The sequence below is a fragment of the Streptomyces sp. NPDC038200 genome (genome assembly GCF_055600785.1).
Genome location: NZ_JBVJYH010000020.1, coordinates 126,308 through 141,878 on the forward strand (window position 1 = coordinate 126,308; position 15,571 = coordinate 141,878).

The 15,571-nt window shown below is 72.9% G+C and carries 17 protein-coding genes; 7 read left to right on the plus strand and 10 right to left on the minus strand.

All coding sequences use genetic code 11. The features are described from left to right. The first annotated feature begins 79 nt into the window (after positions 1–79). Both ACZ7KF_RS32570 and ACZ7KF_RS32575 read left to right on the plus strand, forming a co-directional pair. Positions 80–352 (plus strand): hypothetical protein, encoded by a 273-nt coding sequence (locus tag ACZ7KF_RS32570; protein ID WP_471083127.1) that lies wholly within the window; start codon positions 80–82, stop codon positions 350–352. Positions 353–617: 265 nt separating this feature from the next. Then, positions 618–2,405: a phosphatidylglycerol lysyltransferase domain-containing protein gene (locus ACZ7KF_RS32575; protein ID WP_471083131.1), complete on the plus strand. Its 1,788-nt coding sequence runs from the start codon at positions 618–620 to the stop codon at positions 2,403–2,405. Between the two features lie 27 nt (positions 2,406–2,432). On the opposite strand, the gene ACZ7KF_RS32580 is transcribed toward ACZ7KF_RS32575, so the two are convergent. The 6 genes from ACZ7KF_RS32580 to ACZ7KF_RS32605 form a co-directional block, all read right to left on the minus strand. Then, positions 2,433–3,233, minus strand: a complete 801-nt coding sequence (locus ACZ7KF_RS32580) for a hypothetical protein (RefSeq protein WP_471083134.1) — start codon at positions 3,231–3,233, stop codon at positions 2,433–2,435. A 270-nt stretch (positions 3,234–3,503) separates the two neighbouring features. After that, positions 3,504–4,949 carry a sensor histidine kinase gene (locus ACZ7KF_RS32585; protein ID WP_471083137.1) on the minus strand — a complete coding sequence of 482 codons (1,446 nt, stop codon included), beginning with the start codon at positions 4,947–4,949 and terminating at the stop codon, positions 3,504–3,506. Further along, a complete protein-coding gene (locus tag ACZ7KF_RS32590) occupies positions 4,950–5,696 on the minus strand; it encodes a response regulator transcription factor (RefSeq protein WP_471083139.1) in 747 nt (248 codons plus the stop codon). Between the two features lie 117 nt (positions 5,697–5,813). After that, the gene (locus ACZ7KF_RS32595) at positions 5,814–6,410 is read right to left on the minus strand and encodes an FMN reductase (RefSeq protein WP_471083262.1); all 597 of its coding nucleotides are present in this window, start codon (positions 6,408–6,410) and stop codon (positions 5,814–5,816) included. A gap of 20 nt (positions 6,411–6,430) precedes the next feature. Continuing rightward, a complete protein-coding gene (locus ACZ7KF_RS32600; protein ID WP_471083142.1) occupies positions 6,431–7,582 on the minus strand; it encodes an LLM class flavin-dependent oxidoreductase in 1,152 nt (383 codons plus the stop codon). An 89-nt stretch (positions 7,583–7,671) separates the two neighbouring features. After that, the gene (locus tag ACZ7KF_RS32605) at positions 7,672–8,562 is read right to left on the minus strand and encodes an NADP-dependent oxidoreductase (protein WP_471083145.1); all 891 of its coding nucleotides are present in this window, start codon (positions 8,560–8,562) and stop codon (positions 7,672–7,674) included. Positions 8,563–8,695: 133 nt separating this feature from the next. Here ACZ7KF_RS32605 and ACZ7KF_RS32610 point away from each other — a divergent pair, with 133 nt between their 5' ends. Continuing rightward, positions 8,696–9,100 (plus strand): winged helix-turn-helix transcriptional regulator, encoded by a 405-nt coding sequence (locus ACZ7KF_RS32610; RefSeq protein ID WP_471083148.1) that lies wholly within the window; start codon positions 8,696–8,698, stop codon positions 9,098–9,100. A 96-nt stretch (positions 9,101–9,196) separates the two neighbouring features. Here the strand turns inward: ACZ7KF_RS32610 and ACZ7KF_RS32615 are convergent, their stop codons facing one another. Then, entirely contained in the window at positions 9,197–9,595 is a 399-nt protein-coding gene (locus ACZ7KF_RS32615; protein ID WP_471083151.1) for a hypothetical protein, read from the minus strand. A 353-nt stretch (positions 9,596–9,948) separates the two neighbouring features. On the opposite strand from ACZ7KF_RS32615, the gene ACZ7KF_RS32620 reads away from it, so the two are divergent. Next, positions 9,949–10,725, plus strand: coding sequence for an SDR family NAD(P)-dependent oxidoreductase (locus tag ACZ7KF_RS32620; RefSeq protein WP_471083154.1), 777 nt, complete (start codon positions 9,949–9,951; stop codon positions 10,723–10,725). Beyond that, on the plus strand, positions 10,725–10,925 hold the full coding sequence (locus ACZ7KF_RS32625) for a hypothetical protein (protein WP_471083157.1): 201 nt from the start codon (positions 10,725–10,727) through the stop codon (positions 10,923–10,925). Before ACZ7KF_RS32620 ends, ACZ7KF_RS32625 begins: the two co-directional genes overlap by 1 nt. A 66-nt stretch (positions 10,926–10,991) precedes the next feature. Here ACZ7KF_RS32625 and ACZ7KF_RS32630 read toward each other — a convergent pair whose 3' ends face one another. After that, the gene (locus ACZ7KF_RS32630; protein WP_471083160.1) at positions 10,992–11,387 is read right to left on the minus strand and encodes a hypothetical protein; all 396 of its coding nucleotides are present in this window, start codon (positions 11,385–11,387) and stop codon (positions 10,992–10,994) included. A 115-nt stretch (positions 11,388–11,502) separates the two neighbouring features. Beyond that, a complete protein-coding gene (locus tag ACZ7KF_RS32635; protein WP_471083163.1) occupies positions 11,503–12,348 on the minus strand; it encodes an SDR family oxidoreductase in 846 nt (281 codons plus the stop codon). Between the two features lie 81 nt (positions 12,349–12,429). Here ACZ7KF_RS32635 and ACZ7KF_RS32640 point away from each other — a divergent pair, with 81 nt between their 5' ends. Next, the gene (locus ACZ7KF_RS32640; RefSeq protein ID WP_471083166.1) at positions 12,430–13,026 is read left to right on the plus strand and encodes a TetR/AcrR family transcriptional regulator; all 597 of its coding nucleotides are present in this window, start codon (positions 12,430–12,432) and stop codon (positions 13,024–13,026) included. A gap of 136 nt (positions 13,027–13,162) precedes the next feature. Here ACZ7KF_RS32640 and ACZ7KF_RS32645 read toward each other — a convergent pair whose 3' ends face one another. Further along, a complete protein-coding gene (locus ACZ7KF_RS32645; protein ID WP_471083169.1) occupies positions 13,163–14,356 on the minus strand; it encodes an RtcB family protein in 1,194 nt (397 codons plus the stop codon). A gap of 214 nt (positions 14,357–14,570) precedes the next feature. Here ACZ7KF_RS32645 and ACZ7KF_RS32650 point away from each other — a divergent pair, with 214 nt between their 5' ends. Further along, positions 14,571–15,458, plus strand: coding sequence for a DUF3558 domain-containing protein (locus ACZ7KF_RS32650; protein ID WP_471083172.1), 888 nt, complete (start codon positions 14,571–14,573; stop codon positions 15,456–15,458). Positions 15,459–15,571: the final 113 nt, after the last annotated feature.

Below are 15,571 nucleotides of genomic sequence, written 5' to 3' on the forward strand. Positions count from 1 at the left end.
CTAACCGACCCTACGTATTGTAGGTTCCCAACCGCCAGCAACTACCGGGCCGTTCACGCGCCCGTCCAACGGGGGACCCATGCAGGACACCACGGAAACGGAGCCCGGCGCGGAGGTCTGTGCGCACAGTCTCGCGCCGACGCTGACCCTGCTCGTCGTCAGCCTGGTCGTCTCCGCCGTCGGCGTGTACGAGCTGTGCGGCTTCGGTCTGCACAGCCTGGCCCGGCGCCCGCACCTGTTCAGCGACGGCCTGGCGACCGGCGGGGTGATCGTCGCGACGGTGGCCGCCGGGGCGGCGATCGGCAACCTGGCCTGGATGCTGACGGCGGCCCGACGCGAGGGCGGCGACTGACGCGGGATCACGCGGGGGGGCGGCGACCGACGGCGGGCCGCGCGAGAGCGGCGGCGGGCCACGCGGGAGCGGCGACCGGCGGCGGCCCCGGGTGACGCCGCGGGCCCGGCAGGCGGGCGGCGGCCCCCGGAGCGCCGGTGCGGCGGCGGGGGCCGTCGACGAATGAGAGGCTGTGCGCCGACTGTGCGCATCCCCGCACTCCCGCTACCCTACAAGCTGTAGGGTCTGCGATGCCCCGTCCCCGTCCCCAAGGGTGACCCGTCACATGCCCGCTCCACAGACGACTCTGATCCCGCCACAGGTTCCCGCTCCCCGCAACCCCTCCCGCGGCATCCGCTCCCTCCCCACCCGCTTCCGCGCCCTCGGCGGCGACGACCGGCTGCGCACCCGCGCCGCCACGGCCACCGTCTGGTACCTGCGCCTGCTCGTCGTCCTGAACCTCGCGGCAGTCGTCTCACTGCCGTTCCGCGAGGAGGTGCACGAGCACAACGCGGGCCAGTACTTCACCCCGTACCTGGCCACCGCCGGCCTGGTCTCGGCGGCCCTCGCCCTGTTCCTCGCGGTGGTGATGCGCCGCCGCAAACGGGCCGCCTGGCTCTTCAACCTCCTCCTCGCCGGCCCCCTCCTCGGCCTCTACGCCGTCGCCCTCACCCACGCCCCCTACCGCGAGCACCCCTTCAACTGGATCTCCACGGCCCTCACGGGCCTGTTCGTGGCCGCTCTGCTGCTCGGCCGGCGCGAGTTCGACGCCATCGGCGACCGGTCCAACCCGCGGCTGGCCCTGGCCGTCGGCATGGGCGGCACCCTCGTCAGCGGCGGACTCGGCACGCTCCTGGTGCACGCCACGAACAAGGTCGGCGGCGCCGCCCTACGGGACGAGATCGCCTACACCCTGCTGCGCGGCATCAGCGTCGGCCCGCTCGCCGACCGGTTCCCCGCCGTGCGGGCCCCCCGCTGGGCGGACATGGCCGTCAACTCGCTGATGGCCGTCACGTTCCTGCTGGTCCTCTACGCCTGCTTCCGTGCCCCGCGCGGCGCGTGCCTGCTCGCGCCGGAGGACGAGGCCCGGCTGCGCACCCTCCTGGACCGGCACGGCGAGCGGGACTCCCTCGGCTACTTCGCCCTGCGCCGCGACAAGTCCGTCATCTTCTCCCCCAGCGGCAAGGCGGCCATCGCCTACCGCGTCGTCGGCGGGGTCAGCCTCGCCTCCGGCGATCCGCTCGGCGATCCCGAGGCCTGGCCCGGTGCCATCGACGCCTGGCTCGCCGAGGCCCGCCGCCATGCCTGGACCCCGGCCGTCATGGGCGCGAGCGAGGAAGCCGGCACGATCTACGGCCGCCACGGCCTGGACGCGCTCGAACTCGGCGACGAGGCGATCGTGGACCTCGCCGACTTCACCCTCGACGGTCGTGCCATGCGCGTGGTCCGCCAGGCCCACAACCGGGTCCGCCGGGCCGGTTACACGGTCCGCATCCGCCGCCACGAGGACATCCCCGCCGATGAGATGGCGGATCTGCTGGAGCGCGCCGACCGCTGGCGCGACGGCGCCACCGAGCGCGGCTTCTCCATGGCGCTCGGCCGCCTCGGCGACCCGTCCGACGGCCGCTGCGTGATGCTGGAGTGCCGGGACGCCGACGACGAACCGCGCGCGCTGCTCAGCTTCGTCCCCTGGGGAGAGCACGGACTCTCCCTGGACCTGATGCGCCGCGACCGCGCCTGCGAGAACGGCCTGATGGAGTACATGGTGGTCGAACTCCTTCTTCGGGCACAGGAGTTGCGCGTCGACCGGGTCTCGCTCAACTTCGCGATGTTCCGTTCGGTCTTCGAACGGGGCGCCCGTCTCGGCGCGGGGCCCGTCCTGCGCCTGTGGCGCTCCACCCTCACGTTCTTCTCCCGCTGGTGGCAGATCGAGTCCCTCTACCGGGCCAACGCCAAGTACCGGCCCGTGTGGGAACCCCGCTTCCTGCTCTTCGCCAAGAGCAGCGACATCCCGAGGATCGGCCTGGCGAGCGCCCGGGCGGAGGGCTTCCTCACGCTGCCGGGCCGCTCCTAGGGTTCACGGCAGGGCCGCTCCCAGGGTTCACGGCAGGAGGGAGGGCGGCGTCACGGAGCCGGCCTCGGAGTCGGGGTGGTAGGGCTCGTCGCCCTCCGTCCACCCGGGGTCGTAGGCGCAGGGGGCGGCGGCGGTGCCCATGAAGTACCGCCGGTCCGGGTACCAGGTGAAGGACATCCGCTCACCGCCGTCCCGCTGCACGAACAGCGCCCAGTCCTTCCCCTTGCCGCCCTCGGTGTACGACGACACCTCCCAGCCGTCGTCCCGCAGCCGCCGGTGCAGTCGGCGCAGGCCGGGGACGGCCCGGCTCGCGGACACGTGGTCCAGCGCCCAGTCGTGGTACATCCGGTAGGCGCCGTCGACGGTCTTGTCGTCCAGTCCCAGCGCGCCCCCGTCGTAGCAGAACTGGGCGCCCAGTGTGCTGTACGGGCCGCCGTCGACGCGCGCGTTCCCGGCCGGCACGGCGCGCGTGAAGCCCAGGACGTCGTAGGCCTCCTGGGAGTGCAGGGAGACGCGGTCCGCCATGTCCTCGGGCGCGACGCGGGGGAGGTCGGTGCCGTCCGAGGCGTTCCACATGAGCATGCCGATCAGGGTGACGACGACGAGGAGCACCAGCCCGCCGCAGCCGAGGCAGCCGATCCCGAGCGCACGGGCGGCGGAACCGGCCGGGGCGGTACCAGTCGGGTCGGAACCGGACGGAACGGAACCGGACGGGTCGGAACCGGTCGGGGCGGTACCAGTCGGGTCGGAACCGGTCGGGGCGGGGTCGGTCGGGTCGGGGTCGGGTGCTTCGGCTGGGGTGGCGGTCGGTGCGGTCTCCTCGGGCATACGGCGACGGTAGGGCGGCGCGAGAGCCGGCGGATGAGTGCGCGTACCCGCCGCGGGCTGGGTAGCCGTACTCAACCCGGGTCGACGGCCCGGCGCGGCCCGGCCCGTTCCCGCGTCCCCGTCCGCCCGCACGCGACGACACGCACCCCACGCCCGCCCGCCCCGCCCGCCCGACGCGCCACGGGCCGTAGCACCCCCACTCGACCCGCACGCGCCCCGGGCAGGCCCACCCCCTGGCCGCCCGCCCGCGCGGGCCGCACCCCGGGGCCGTCAGCCGCCGGTGCCGCCGCCGTCGCCGCCCACGATCCCGCCGCCCACCGTGAAGCCGATGACCGCCCCGCCCCCTTCGCGCCGGAAGGCGAACGGTGCTCCGCCGTGGGCCATGGCGATCTCGCGCACGATGGACAGGCCGAGCCCCGAGCCGGGCTGGGAGCGGGCGTCGGCGGCGCGGTAGAAGCGGTCGAAGATGCGGAGGAGGTCGCCCTCGGCGATCCCGGGCCCGCGGTCCAGGACCTCCACCCGTACGGTGCCCGGCCGCGCCGGCCCGGTGATGTGGACCTGGATCGGCGCCCGGCCGCCCCGGTCGAACTTGGCGGCGTTCTCCACCAGATTGGAGATGGCCCGCTGGAGCATGCCGGGCCGCCCGTCGGTCGTCGTGTCACCGCTCGTGCGCAGCACCACGTCCCGGCCGGTACGGCGCCGGGCGAGCCCGACGACGTCCTCGGCGAGGTCGGCGAGGTCCACCCGCTGGGGCGGCTCGGCGTCGGACTGCCCGGCGGCGAGGTCGACCAGCTCGTTGACCAGGTCGGTCAGTTCCCGTGCCTCCTGGGAGAGGTCGGCGACCAGCTCCTCCCGGGTGGCGGGCGGCAGTTCGTCGATCCGGCGCAGCAGGGAGATGTTCGTGCGCAGGGAGGTCAGCGGCGTCCGCAGTTCGTGGCCGGCGTCCTGCACCAGCCTGCGCTGGTCCTCCTCCGACTGCGCGAGCCGCCCCAGCATCCGGTCGAAGGCGCGGCCCAGCCGGCCCACCTCGTCCAGCCCGGCCACCGGCACCTGGATGCCCAGCTGCCGGGTGCGGGCGACGTCCTCGGCGGCCGAGGTGAGGACCACCAGCCGCCGGGTGATGCGCCGGGCCAGCCACCAGCCGAACAGTCCGGCCGCCACCACGACCGCCGACATCAGGATCAGCGTCCGCTGCTGCAGCGCCCGCAGCAGGTCCTCGGTGTCGCTGAACTCCTGCGCGACCTGGACCGCGCCCCGCCCGTCGCCGAGCGAGACCGTGGCGATGCGGAACAGGTCTTCGTCCACCCGTACGTCCTTGTGCTGGACGACCCTCCCGGCCGAGCGCGCGACGGCCACCGCCTTGTCCTCGGAGGTCACCGGCAGCACCGGGCTGCCGTGGTCCACGATCTCCCCCTGCGCGCCGAGCACCTGCACGTCGGTGCGGGCGGGGCGGACCAGGTCGTGGCCGGGGCGGGAGGAGGAGAAGTCCTCGGGGCCCATGGCGTGCTGCCGTACCTCGTCCCGCACGTCCTGAGCGACCTGCGTGAACACCGACTGCTGGTCGACGCGGACCAGGCGGGCGGCGGAGCTGTACGACAGGATGCCGACGAGGATCGTGACGGCCGCGGTGACGGCCGCGAAGGAGACCGCGAAGGTGGTGCGCAGGGAGACCAGCTTCGGCCGGGGCCGGGCCGGCAGCCGCCAGCGGCGGCCCACTCAGTCCTCCCGCAGCACGTAACCCACGCCCCGCACGGTGTGGATCAGCTGCGGGGCGCCGGGCTCGTCCAGTTTGCGGCGCAGGTAGCCGACGTAGACGGCGAGGTTCTTGGAGCCGGGGCCGAAGTCGTAGCCCCAGATGCGGTCGTAGATGGTGGAGTGGTCGAGGACGATGCCCGCGTTGCGGGCCAGGAGTTCCAGCAGTTCGAACTCGGTGCGGGTCAGTTCCAGCTCGCGCCGGCCGCGCCAGGCCCGGCGGGCCTGGAGGTCCATGCGGATGCCGGCGGCCTCCACCTGCCGGTCGGTGACGTGCACCTCGCGTTCGGCGACCGGTGCCTCGCGTACCGGGCCCTCCGGGCCGCTGCCGCCGGTCGGGACCGGGCTGGTGCGGCGCAGCAGCGCGCGCAGCCGGGCGAAGACCTCCTCGACGTCGAACGGCTTGACCACGTAGTCGTCGGCGCCGGCGTCCAGGCCCGCGATGCGGTCGGCGGTCTCCACGAGCGCGGTGAGCATGAGGACCGGGGTGCGGTCGCCCTCGGCGCGCAGCACGCGGCAGACCTGGAGTCCGTCGATGCCCGGCATCATCACGTCGAGGACGAGGACGTCCGGCGGGTTCTTGTGGGCCTGCGCCAGCGCTTCCACGCCGTCGGCGACCGCCGTCACCCGGTAGCCCTCCAGCGTCAGGGCACGCTCCAGGGCATGACGGATGGCACGGTCGTCTTCGGCGAGCAGCACAGTCTGGGGCACCTTCCCAGTCTGCCAAGGGCTTCGTCGGTCCGTCCGGGCCCGATGGACCGACGATCACCCTTTTTACCGGTCTCTCACCGTCACAGGGGCGACCCGCGCCGGGGGTCCCGCCCCTCCTCACACACCGGAGGGGCTGAGTTTCGCCAGCTGCGCCTCGAAGGGCACGACCTCGAAGCCGCCGGGGGTGTCGGCCCTGGCCGCCGACAGTCCGGTCGCCAGGGAGGCCAGCTCCCCGGCCGCCCGCTCGATCCGCTCGGGCAGCCCCTCCGCACCCCAGTCCTCGGAGGCGGCGTACACCCCGGTGGGCACGACCACGGCCCGCAGGTAGGCGAACAGCGGTCGCAGGGCGTGCTCCAGCACCAGGGAGTGCCGGGCCGTGCCGCCGGTCGCCGCGATCAGCACCGGCTTGCCGGCGAGGGCGTCCTTGTCGAGCACGTCGAAGAACGACTTGAACAGCCCGCTGTACGACGCGCTGAACACCGGGGTGACGACGATCAGGCCGTCGGCCCCCGCCACCGCGTCCTGCGCGGCGGCCAGGGCCTTCCCGGCGAACCCGTTGGTGAAGGTGTGCGCGATGTCGACGGCGAGGTCGCGCAGCTCGACCACCTGGATGTCGGCCGGGGTCCGCCGGTCCACCGCGGCGGCCAGCCGGTCGGCCAGCAGCCGGGTGGAGGACGGGACGCTCAGTCCCGCCGACACGACGACGAGCTTCATACGACGGTCCGTGCGGCGGTTCATACGGCGGTCGCCTCCTTCTCCTTGGCGTCCTTCGCGTCCTTGGCGTCCCTCGCGTCCGCGTCCCGGGCGTCCTCGGCGTCCTTCGCGGCGAGCAGGGACCGGTGGGTCGGCGCGTCCGGCACGTCGGCCGGGCGCCCCTTGGCGAACTCCTCGCGCAGCACCGGCACGACCTCCTCGCCGAGCATGTCGAGCTGCTCCAGCACGGTCTTGAGCGGCAGCCCCGCGTGGTCCATCAGGAACAGCTGGCGCTGGTAGTCGCCGGCGTACTCGCGGAAGGACAGCGTCTTCTCGATCACCTGCTGCGGCGAACCCACGGTCAGCGGGGTCTGCTCGGTGAACTCCTCCAGCGAGGGCCCGTGGCCGTAGACCGGGGCGTTGTCGAAGTACGGGCGGAACTCCCGCACCGCGTCCTGCGAGTTCTTCCGCATGAACACCTGGCCGCCCAGGCCGACGATCGCCTGCTCCGGCGTGCCGTGCCCGTAGTGCGCGAACCGCTTCCGGTAGAACTCGACCATCCGCTTGGTGTGGTCGGCCGGCCAGAAGATGTTGTTGTGGAAGAAGCCGTCGCCGTAGTACGCGGCCTGCTCGGCGATCTCCGGGGAGCGGATGGAGCCGTGCCAGACGAACGGCGGCACGTCGTCCATCGGCCGCGGGGTGGACGTGAAGCCCTGGAGCGGCGTACGGAACTTGCCCTCCCAGTCGACGACGTCCTCGCGCCACAGCCGGCGCAGCAGGGCGTAGTTCTCGATGGCGAGGTTGATGCCCTCCCGGATGTCCTGGCCGAACCACGGGTACACCGGTCCGGTGTTGCCGCGGCCCATCATCAGGTCGACCCGGCCGTCGGCCAGGTGCTGGAGCATCGCGTAGTCCTCCGCGATCTTCACCGGGTCGTTGGTGGTGATCAGCGTCGTGGACGTGGAGAGGATCAGCTTCTCCGTGCGGGCGGCTATGTGGCCGAGCATCGTGGTCGGGGACGAGGGGACGAACGGCGGGTTGTGGTGCTCGCCGGTCGCGAAGACGTCCAGGCCGACCTCCTCGGCCTTCAGCGCGATGGCGACCATGGCCTTGATCCGCTCGCGCTCGGTCGGAGTGCGCCCCGTGGTGGGGTCCGGCGTGACGTCGCCGACCGTGAAGATCCCGAACTGCATGGTCGCTCACCCTCCAGGTTGTTGACCGTTCAACTATACCCCTCCAACGGTCACCCCGGCCCGGCTATTCCAGCCCCCCGCTCCGCCCCCTACGGCAGCAGCACGAGCCGTCCCCGCAGGCCGCCCTCGGCCAGCCGGGCATGCGCCTCGGCCGCCTTGTCCAGCGCATAGGTCCCGGCCACCCGCAGGGTCAGCACCCCCTCGTCGACCAGCCGGGCCAGCTCCGCCAGCCGCACCCCGTCCGCGGCCACCTCCACGGCGTCCGTCCGCACCCCGCGCACCGACCCCGGCTGCGCCCCGGGGTGCACCCCCACGTACGCGCCCCCGTCCCGCACCCACTCCAGCGCCGGCACACCGAGCACCGCCGCGTCCAGCACCGCGTCCACACTCCCCGGCGCCACCCCCTCGGACACGAAGCGCGCGGCGCCCAGCGAGCGCACCAGCTCCTCGTCGTCCGGCCGGGCGTGCCCGGTCACCTCGATCCCCCGGTGCGCGGCCAGCTGCACCGCGAACCCGCCGACCGCGCCCGCCGCACCGGTCACCAGCAGCGAGGCACCGGGCTCCAGCGCCAGCAGGTCGAGGGCCTGGACGGCGGTCAGCCCGTTCAGCGGCAGTGTGCCCGCGTGCACCGCGTCCACCGTGGCCGGCGCCTTGGCCACCGCGTTCGCGGCCACGACGACGTACTCGGCGTGTGCCGCCAGCGGATCGGCCACCCCCGGCACCAGCGCGACCACCTCGTCGCCCACCTGCCAGGCGGCGGCCACGCCCACCGCGTCGACCGTTCCGGCGACGTCCCAGCCGAGCCCGATCGTCTTGCCCGCCCCGCCGAAGAGACCGGCCCGCACCGCCAGGTCCACCGGGTTCACCGCACCGGCCGCGACCTTGATCCGCACCTGCCGCGCCCCCGGCTCCGGCACCGCCACCTCGGCGATCTCCACGGCCTCCGGACCACCGAACGCACTCACCACAGCAGCACGCATGTCAACTCTCCCCGTACTCACAGTACTTGTCGGTTTTCGACCGGTTTCCCGGCCGCAGCACCAACCCTAGGAGAGGTACTATCCATTGGTAAGTAGTTACCTGAAAGTGCGTAGCCGACCCGGAGGAGAGCCCATGGCGACCTCGACCGCCGCCCAGCGCCGCGAACAGGCCCGCGCCGACTACGACGCCTTCCTCCGCAGCTGCCCCACCAACCAGCTCCTCGGGCGGCTCAGCGACAAATGGGTCAGCCTCGTCGTCGCCGCCCTCACCCCCGGCCCCCTGCGCTACAGCGACCTCGGCCGCAAGATCGCCGGCGTCAGCCCCAAGATGCTCACCCAGACCCTGCGCGCCCTGGAACGGGACGGCATCATCAGCCGCACGGTCACCCCGTCCGTCCCGGTCCGCGTCGACTACACGCTCACCCCCCTCGGCACCAGCCTCGCCGGCCTGCTCACCGCGGTGAAGAACTGGGCGGAGACCCACTTCGACGAGGTCCACACGGCCCGCGAACGCTACGACGCGGAGAACCCCGCGTAGCCGACGCCCTCACCTCCCGGGCGGGTGCCGGACACGGAGCCTCGTGGCGGGGCGCCGTGGTCCGGGCGCCCCGCCCCCGGCCGTCGCGGGCGCGGCTCAGAAGGCGTACGCGTCCCCGGTGGCCAGCACGAGCACCTGCATCCGGTCGTTCGTCCGGTCCCTGTCGACCGCCCCCGCGCTCCACGCGGTGTCGATCTCCAGCGTCACCTCCGCCGGGCGCTCGCGCAGCCGCACCGGCAACCGCAGCTGCTCCCCCGTCTCCTCCGCGGCCAGCGCCGCCAGCCCGCACACCACCGTGCGCTCGTCCTCCCGGACGCACTGCGACGGCAGCTCCTGCCGGTCGGCCAGCTCCGCCGACCAGCGCAGCCGGACCGTGGCGCCGGTGACCGCGCCCGGCCCGTTGTTGCGCGGGGTCAGCCGCACCTCCGCCTGGTCCTCGTTCATCACCACGGTCCCGTGGAAGGCGAGGTCGCCCTCCGGGGCCGGAGCGGCCACCGCGGTCCCCGGTACCAGAACGGCACCGGCACACACTCCGGACAACACCCACGCCCGCATCCGCACGCCCCTCACCACTCCTCGCTCGCGCTCCGACTGCCGTACGGATGTATGCCACGCGAGCCGCCCGCCAGGCGCCGTCCAACAGGTGACAGGACAGGGGACGCCGGGATCCACCGGCCGCCGGCGGGCCCCGGCGCACGACAGCGAGGCTCGACGACGACCACCGGGACATCGCCGGTGCACCGGTCCGTCTCGCCGGGACGGCCGTCATCGTGTGGGCCCCGGGGAACGGCGGCCGAGGCTCACTTAGGCTGGACGGAACCGTCCTCGACGCAGCCCCAGGAGCAGCCATGGCCACCGCCGCCCCGTCCGCCGCCGCCCGCATCGCCGTCGTCACCGGCGCGAGCAGCGGCATCGGCGCCGCCACGGCCCGCCGGCTCGCCGCGGCCGGCTACCGCGTGGTCCTCACCGCCCGCCGCAAGGACCGCATCGAGGCCCTGGCCGAGGAACTGACCACGGCCGGACATGCGGCGGTGGCCTATCCGCTGGACGTGACGGACCGCGCGGCCGTGGACGAGTTCGCGACCGCCTTCAAGACGATCGGCGTCCTGGTCAACAACGCGGGCGGCGCCCTCGGCGCGGACCCGGTGGCCACCGGCGACCCCGCCGACTGGCGCACGATGTACGAGACGAACGTCATCGGCACCCTGAACCTGACGCAGGCCCTGCTGCCGAAGCTGGTGGCGAGCGGCGACGGTGTGGTCGTGGTCGTCTCCTCCACCGCCGGCCACGGCACCTACGAGGGCGGCGGTGGCTACGTGGCCGCCAAGCACGGCTCCCACGTGCTCGCCGAGACCCTCCGCCTGGAGATCGTCGGCCAGCCGGTCCGGGTCGTCGAGATCGCGCCCGGCATGGTCAGGACCGACGAGTTCGCACTGACCCGCTTCGGCGGGGACGCCGAGAAGGCGGCGAAGGTGTACGAGGGCGTCGCCGAGCCCCTCACCGCGGACGACGTCGCCGAGACGATCACCTGGGCGGTGACCCGCCCCAGCCATGTCAACGTCGACCTGCTGGTCCTGCGCCCGCGCGCCCAGGCGTCCAACACCAAGGTGCACCGGGAGCGGTGATGAGCGACGACCCCTCCGTGGCGGACGGCGCCCCGGCGGACGGCGGCGCCTCCCCGGAGCGGGACACCGCCCTGGAGAAGCGGCGGCTGGCCGAGGAGACGAGGAACGAACGCCAGGTCTGGTACTTCCTGGCCTACTTCCTCTTCGGCATCCACTTCATCGCGTTCATCATGATCTACGCGGTCCGGCACGCGAAGTAGCGCGCCGGACCCGCCCCGGCCGCAGGAGCGGCCGGGGCGGGCAGTGGGTCGGTGACGCGGACGACCTCAGGGCTCGAACGAGTCCTTCGTACCGGGCAGCGGAGAGCGTTCGACACCGCTGCACGCCAAGAGCTCGGTCCCGGTGGTGTCGAAGTACAGATTGAAGGACCAGAGCCGGTCCGCTGCGAGGATGGTCCCGGTACGCAGTTGCTCGCCGCGGTGCCGCGCGAGGATCGCAACGGTCTCGTCGAGGCCGAGGGTCTTCGGCAGACCGCGCTTCAACGACCGTCTCAGCCTGGTTGCGGCGATACCGTGGACCATCCAGTGAGGCGCTTCCCCGTCCGCGACCTGTACCTCGCCACCAGCGGCGATGGCGGCGCGGGCCGCCTCGCACGCGCTCGTCTGGTCGGTGAGCATCGCGGCGATGTCGGGGGGACGTGGGTGCTCGTCCTCGGTGGCCATGCGCTGACTGCAGGGACTGAATAGGGGCGTTACCACAGGATTCGGGGGCCTGCCCGCGTTCCTTCGAGAAGCGGGTGACCGCGCCGCGCCGCGAAGGTGTTCGTCGGGGCAAGCCTCAGGCGAACGCCGGCAGGTTGCGCGCGGCCCAGTCCGCGAAGGACGCGGCCGGGCGGTGCAGCACGGCCGCCACGTCGGGGCTCACCCGCCGCTCGGCCGGAAGCGGCGCGCCCAGGACGTCCAGGGTGCCGGAGACGACCTGCTCCGGCATGAACCGCGCCATCCCGGCGTGCGCCTCCTCGCGGGACAGCTCCGTGAAGGCCACGTCCTCGCCCAGGGCCACGGAGAGCACCGCGGTCTGCTCGCGGGGGCTGATCGGCTCCGGTCCGGTCAGCTCGTAGGTCCGGCCGGCGTGGCCGTCCTCGCGCAGCGCGGCGGCGGCCACCGCGGCGATGTCCGCCGGGTCGACCACCGGCAGCGCGACCTCGCCGAAGGGGGCGAAGACGGTGCGCCGCGCGCGGACCGACGCGGCCCAGGCGAGGGCGTTGGAGGCGAATCCCGCCGGGCGCAGGACGGTGGACTCCCGTCCGGACGCACGCACCGCGGCCTCGAAGGCGCGCAGCCGGGCGTGCGAGGGCGTCTCCGGCCGGGTGGCGGCGACCTGCGAGGACACCAGCACGACCCGCTCGACCCCGGCGTCCGCGACCACGTCCAGCAGGGCCTCGGGGCTCTCCCCCCGGAAGTTCAGCTCACCGCCCAGCACGAGGAAGACCGCGCGGGCGCCGTCGAGCGCCGGCCGCATGCCCGCCGCGTCCCCGACCGCGCCCCGGACCCACCGGACCCCGGGATCCGGATCCGCCGGCCCGGGCCGCCGCGACACGGCCACCACCTTCTCCCCCGCCTCGGCCAGCAGTCCGACCAGCGTCCGTCCGATGGTGCCGGTGGCTCCGGTCACAGTGATCATCACGCGCCCCCTGTAAGTTAGTGAGTCAACTAACTCAAGACGCTAACACGCCCGCACCCCCGGCTGTCTATAGTCAGTGAGGTGACAAACTCAGTGGATCGGCGGGCGCGGGCGTCCCAGAAGCGCCGACGGCTCACCGCGGCGGCGGCCCGGGTCCTGCACGAGCAGGGCATCGAACGGACCACCCTCGCCGACATCGCGCGGGAGGCCGACGTCCCGGTCGGGAACGTCTACTACTACTTCAAGACCAAGGACGAACTGGTCCGGGCCGCGCTCTCCGAACACCGCGCCCACCTGGACGAACTCACCGAGCGGCTGGACCGGTTGACGGACCCGCGCGACCGCCTCAAGGGACTCGTCTCGGCCTGGGTGGACCGACGCGAGACCGCCGCCCGCCACGGCTGCCCCACCGGCACCCTCGCCGTCGAACTCGACAAGCGCACGGACGGCACCCTCGACGCGGAGGCCGGCACGCTGATCCGGCACCTGCTGGACTGGACGGCCACCCAGTTCCGCACCCTCGGCCTGCCCCGCCCCGACGACCTCGCCCTCACCCTGGTCTCCGCCTACCAGGGCATGTCCCTGATGGCCAACGCCCTGCGCGACCCGGACATCATGACCCGCGAGGGCGCCCGCCTGCTGGGATGGCTGGACTCCCTGACACCGGCGGACGGCTGAACCACGAGGACGAACGCCACCGCTCACCGCCGAGGGCGACGCACCCGTCGGCCCCGGGTCCGCGCACTCCCCCCGGCGCGTCCGGCCGACGCAGAAGGCCCGGCCTTCCGGCCGGGCCCTCGGTCACAGCCGCACGTCAGCCCTTGACGCAGACGACCTGCTTCAGCTTCGCCACGACCTCCACCAGGTCCCGCTGCTGGTCGATGACGTGGTCGATCGACTTGTAGGCACCCGGGATCTCGTCCACGACACCGGAGTCCTTCCGGCACTCCACGCCCCGCGTCTGCTCCTCCAGATCCTTGGCGCTGAAGCGCCGCTTGGCCGCGTTCCGGCTCATCCGGCGGCCCGCGCCGTGCGAGGCGGAGTTGAAGGACTTCTCGTTGCCGAGCCCCTTCACGATGTACGAACCGGTGCCCATGGAGCCGGGGATGATGCCGTACTCCCCGGACCGGGCGCTGATGGCGCCCTTCCTGGTCACCAGCAGGTCCATGCCCTCGTACCGCTCGCGGCTCACGTAGTTGTGGTGGCAGCTCACCTCGGGCTCGAAGGTCACCTTGGCCTTCTTGAACTCCCTGCGGACCACGTCCTTGAGGAGCGCCATCATGATCGACCGATTGTGCCTCGCGTACTCCTGGGCCCAGTAGAGGTCGTTCTCGTAGGCCGCCATCTGCGGGGTGTCCGCGACGAAGACGGCGAGGTCACGGTCGACCAGGCCCTGGTTGTGCGGAAGCTTCTGGGCCACGCCGATGTGGTGCTCGGCGAGTTCCTTGCCGATGTTCCTGGACCCGGAGTGGAGCATGAGCCACACCGCGTCGGAGGCGTCGACGCAGACCTCCACGAAGTGATTCCCCGAGCCGAGGGTGCCCATCTGCTTGTGCGCCCGGTCCTCGCGGAACTTGACCGCTTCCGCCACCCCGTCGAACCGCCCCCAGAAGTCCTCCCAGCCGGCCGTGGCCAGCCCGTGGAAGCCGCCCGGCTCCACGGGGTCCTCGTGCATGCCCCGCCCCACCGGGATCGCCTGCTCGATCTTCGAGCGGAGCCGGGACAGGTCACCGGGGAGATCGCTCGCGGTCAGCGACGTCTTCACCGCCGACATCCCGCAGCCGATGTCCACGCCCACCGCCGCCGGGCACACCGCGCCCCGCATGGCGATGACCGAGCCGACCGTCGCGCCCTTGCCGTAGTGCACGTCCGGCATCACGGCCAGGCCCTCGATCCACGGCAGGGTCGCCACGTTCTGGAGCTGGCGCAGGGCCACGTCCTCGACCGTCGCCGGGTCCGTCCACAGGCGGATCGGGACCTTGGCGCCCGGCATCTCCACGTACGACATATGTTCCTCATTCCCCCGGAAGTACCAACAAAAGGCTTAGAAGCAGCAAAACGCAAAAAGGCGCCAGGGTCTACGAAAAGGGACAAGGGACCGGCGTCCACGGCGGTGCGTGCGATACACATTGTCTGCCGGGGGCGCCCCGCCGCGGCAAGCGAATAACCAGCGGGGACACTGGCCCGGCCACACCGAGTGATCCGTCGAGAGGAGCCCGACCGTGCAGCGGAAGGCGTACACCACCGGCATCGCCGCCCTCCTCGCGGCCCTGCTGGCCGGCTGCACGAGCGGTTCCGGGGACGACGGTCCGACGGACAACGCCAACCCGGGCGACGCCGGCACGGCGACGGTGGCCGCCCAGCCCGGCAAGTACCGCACGCTCCCGGAGCCCTGCGGCGCGGTCGGCCACGACACCCTGAACGCGCTGCTGCCGGGCATCCAGCAGATCGCCGACCCGGTCCAGCGGGACAAGGCCTACCAGGGCGAGGCCGCGCTCACCTACGACACCGACCGCAAGGTCGGCTGCCACTGGAAGGTCGAGTCGGCCGACGCCACGGACCGCCTCTCCGTCGACCTGGAGCGCGTGGTGTCGTACGACAACGCGGTCAGCGACGACGACCAGGCGCAGAAGCTGTACCAGGAGAAGGAGACCGCCGCCGACCTCCCGGCGCCGAGCAGTTCCTCCGCACCGCCCTCCTCCCCGACGCCCACCGCGTCCTCGACGGGTTCACCGAGCGGCACCGCCTCGTCGTCGGCCTCGCCCGCGAAGGCGCCGCCGTCCTCGAAGTCCTCGGCGTCGTCCGCCACCTCCAGCGCCTCGGACGCCTCGGGTGCCGCCGGCTCGTCCGACGGCACCACACCCGCCGATCTCCAGCCGCGTACGCTCTCCGATCTCGGTGACGAGGCGTACCTGGACGACCGGCTCGGCACCTCCGGCTCGACGGCCGAACAGCGGACGGTGACTGTGGTGTTCCGCACGTCCAACGTGGTCGTCACCCTCCAGTACGAGGAGCAGCCGACGGCCACGGGAACGGTCCCCGACAGCAAGGAAATGCAGGACAGGGCCCGTAATCTGGCCTCTCAACTGGACGACGCGCTGAACAGTTGACGGTCTCGCCGGTCGCCTCCGCCCCCGCCGGCAAAGCGGGCGAACGGAAACCGCACCGCTCTTCCACCGCGTACGGTGGCCCCGCAGGAACCCGCACGAACACCGAGCGTCAT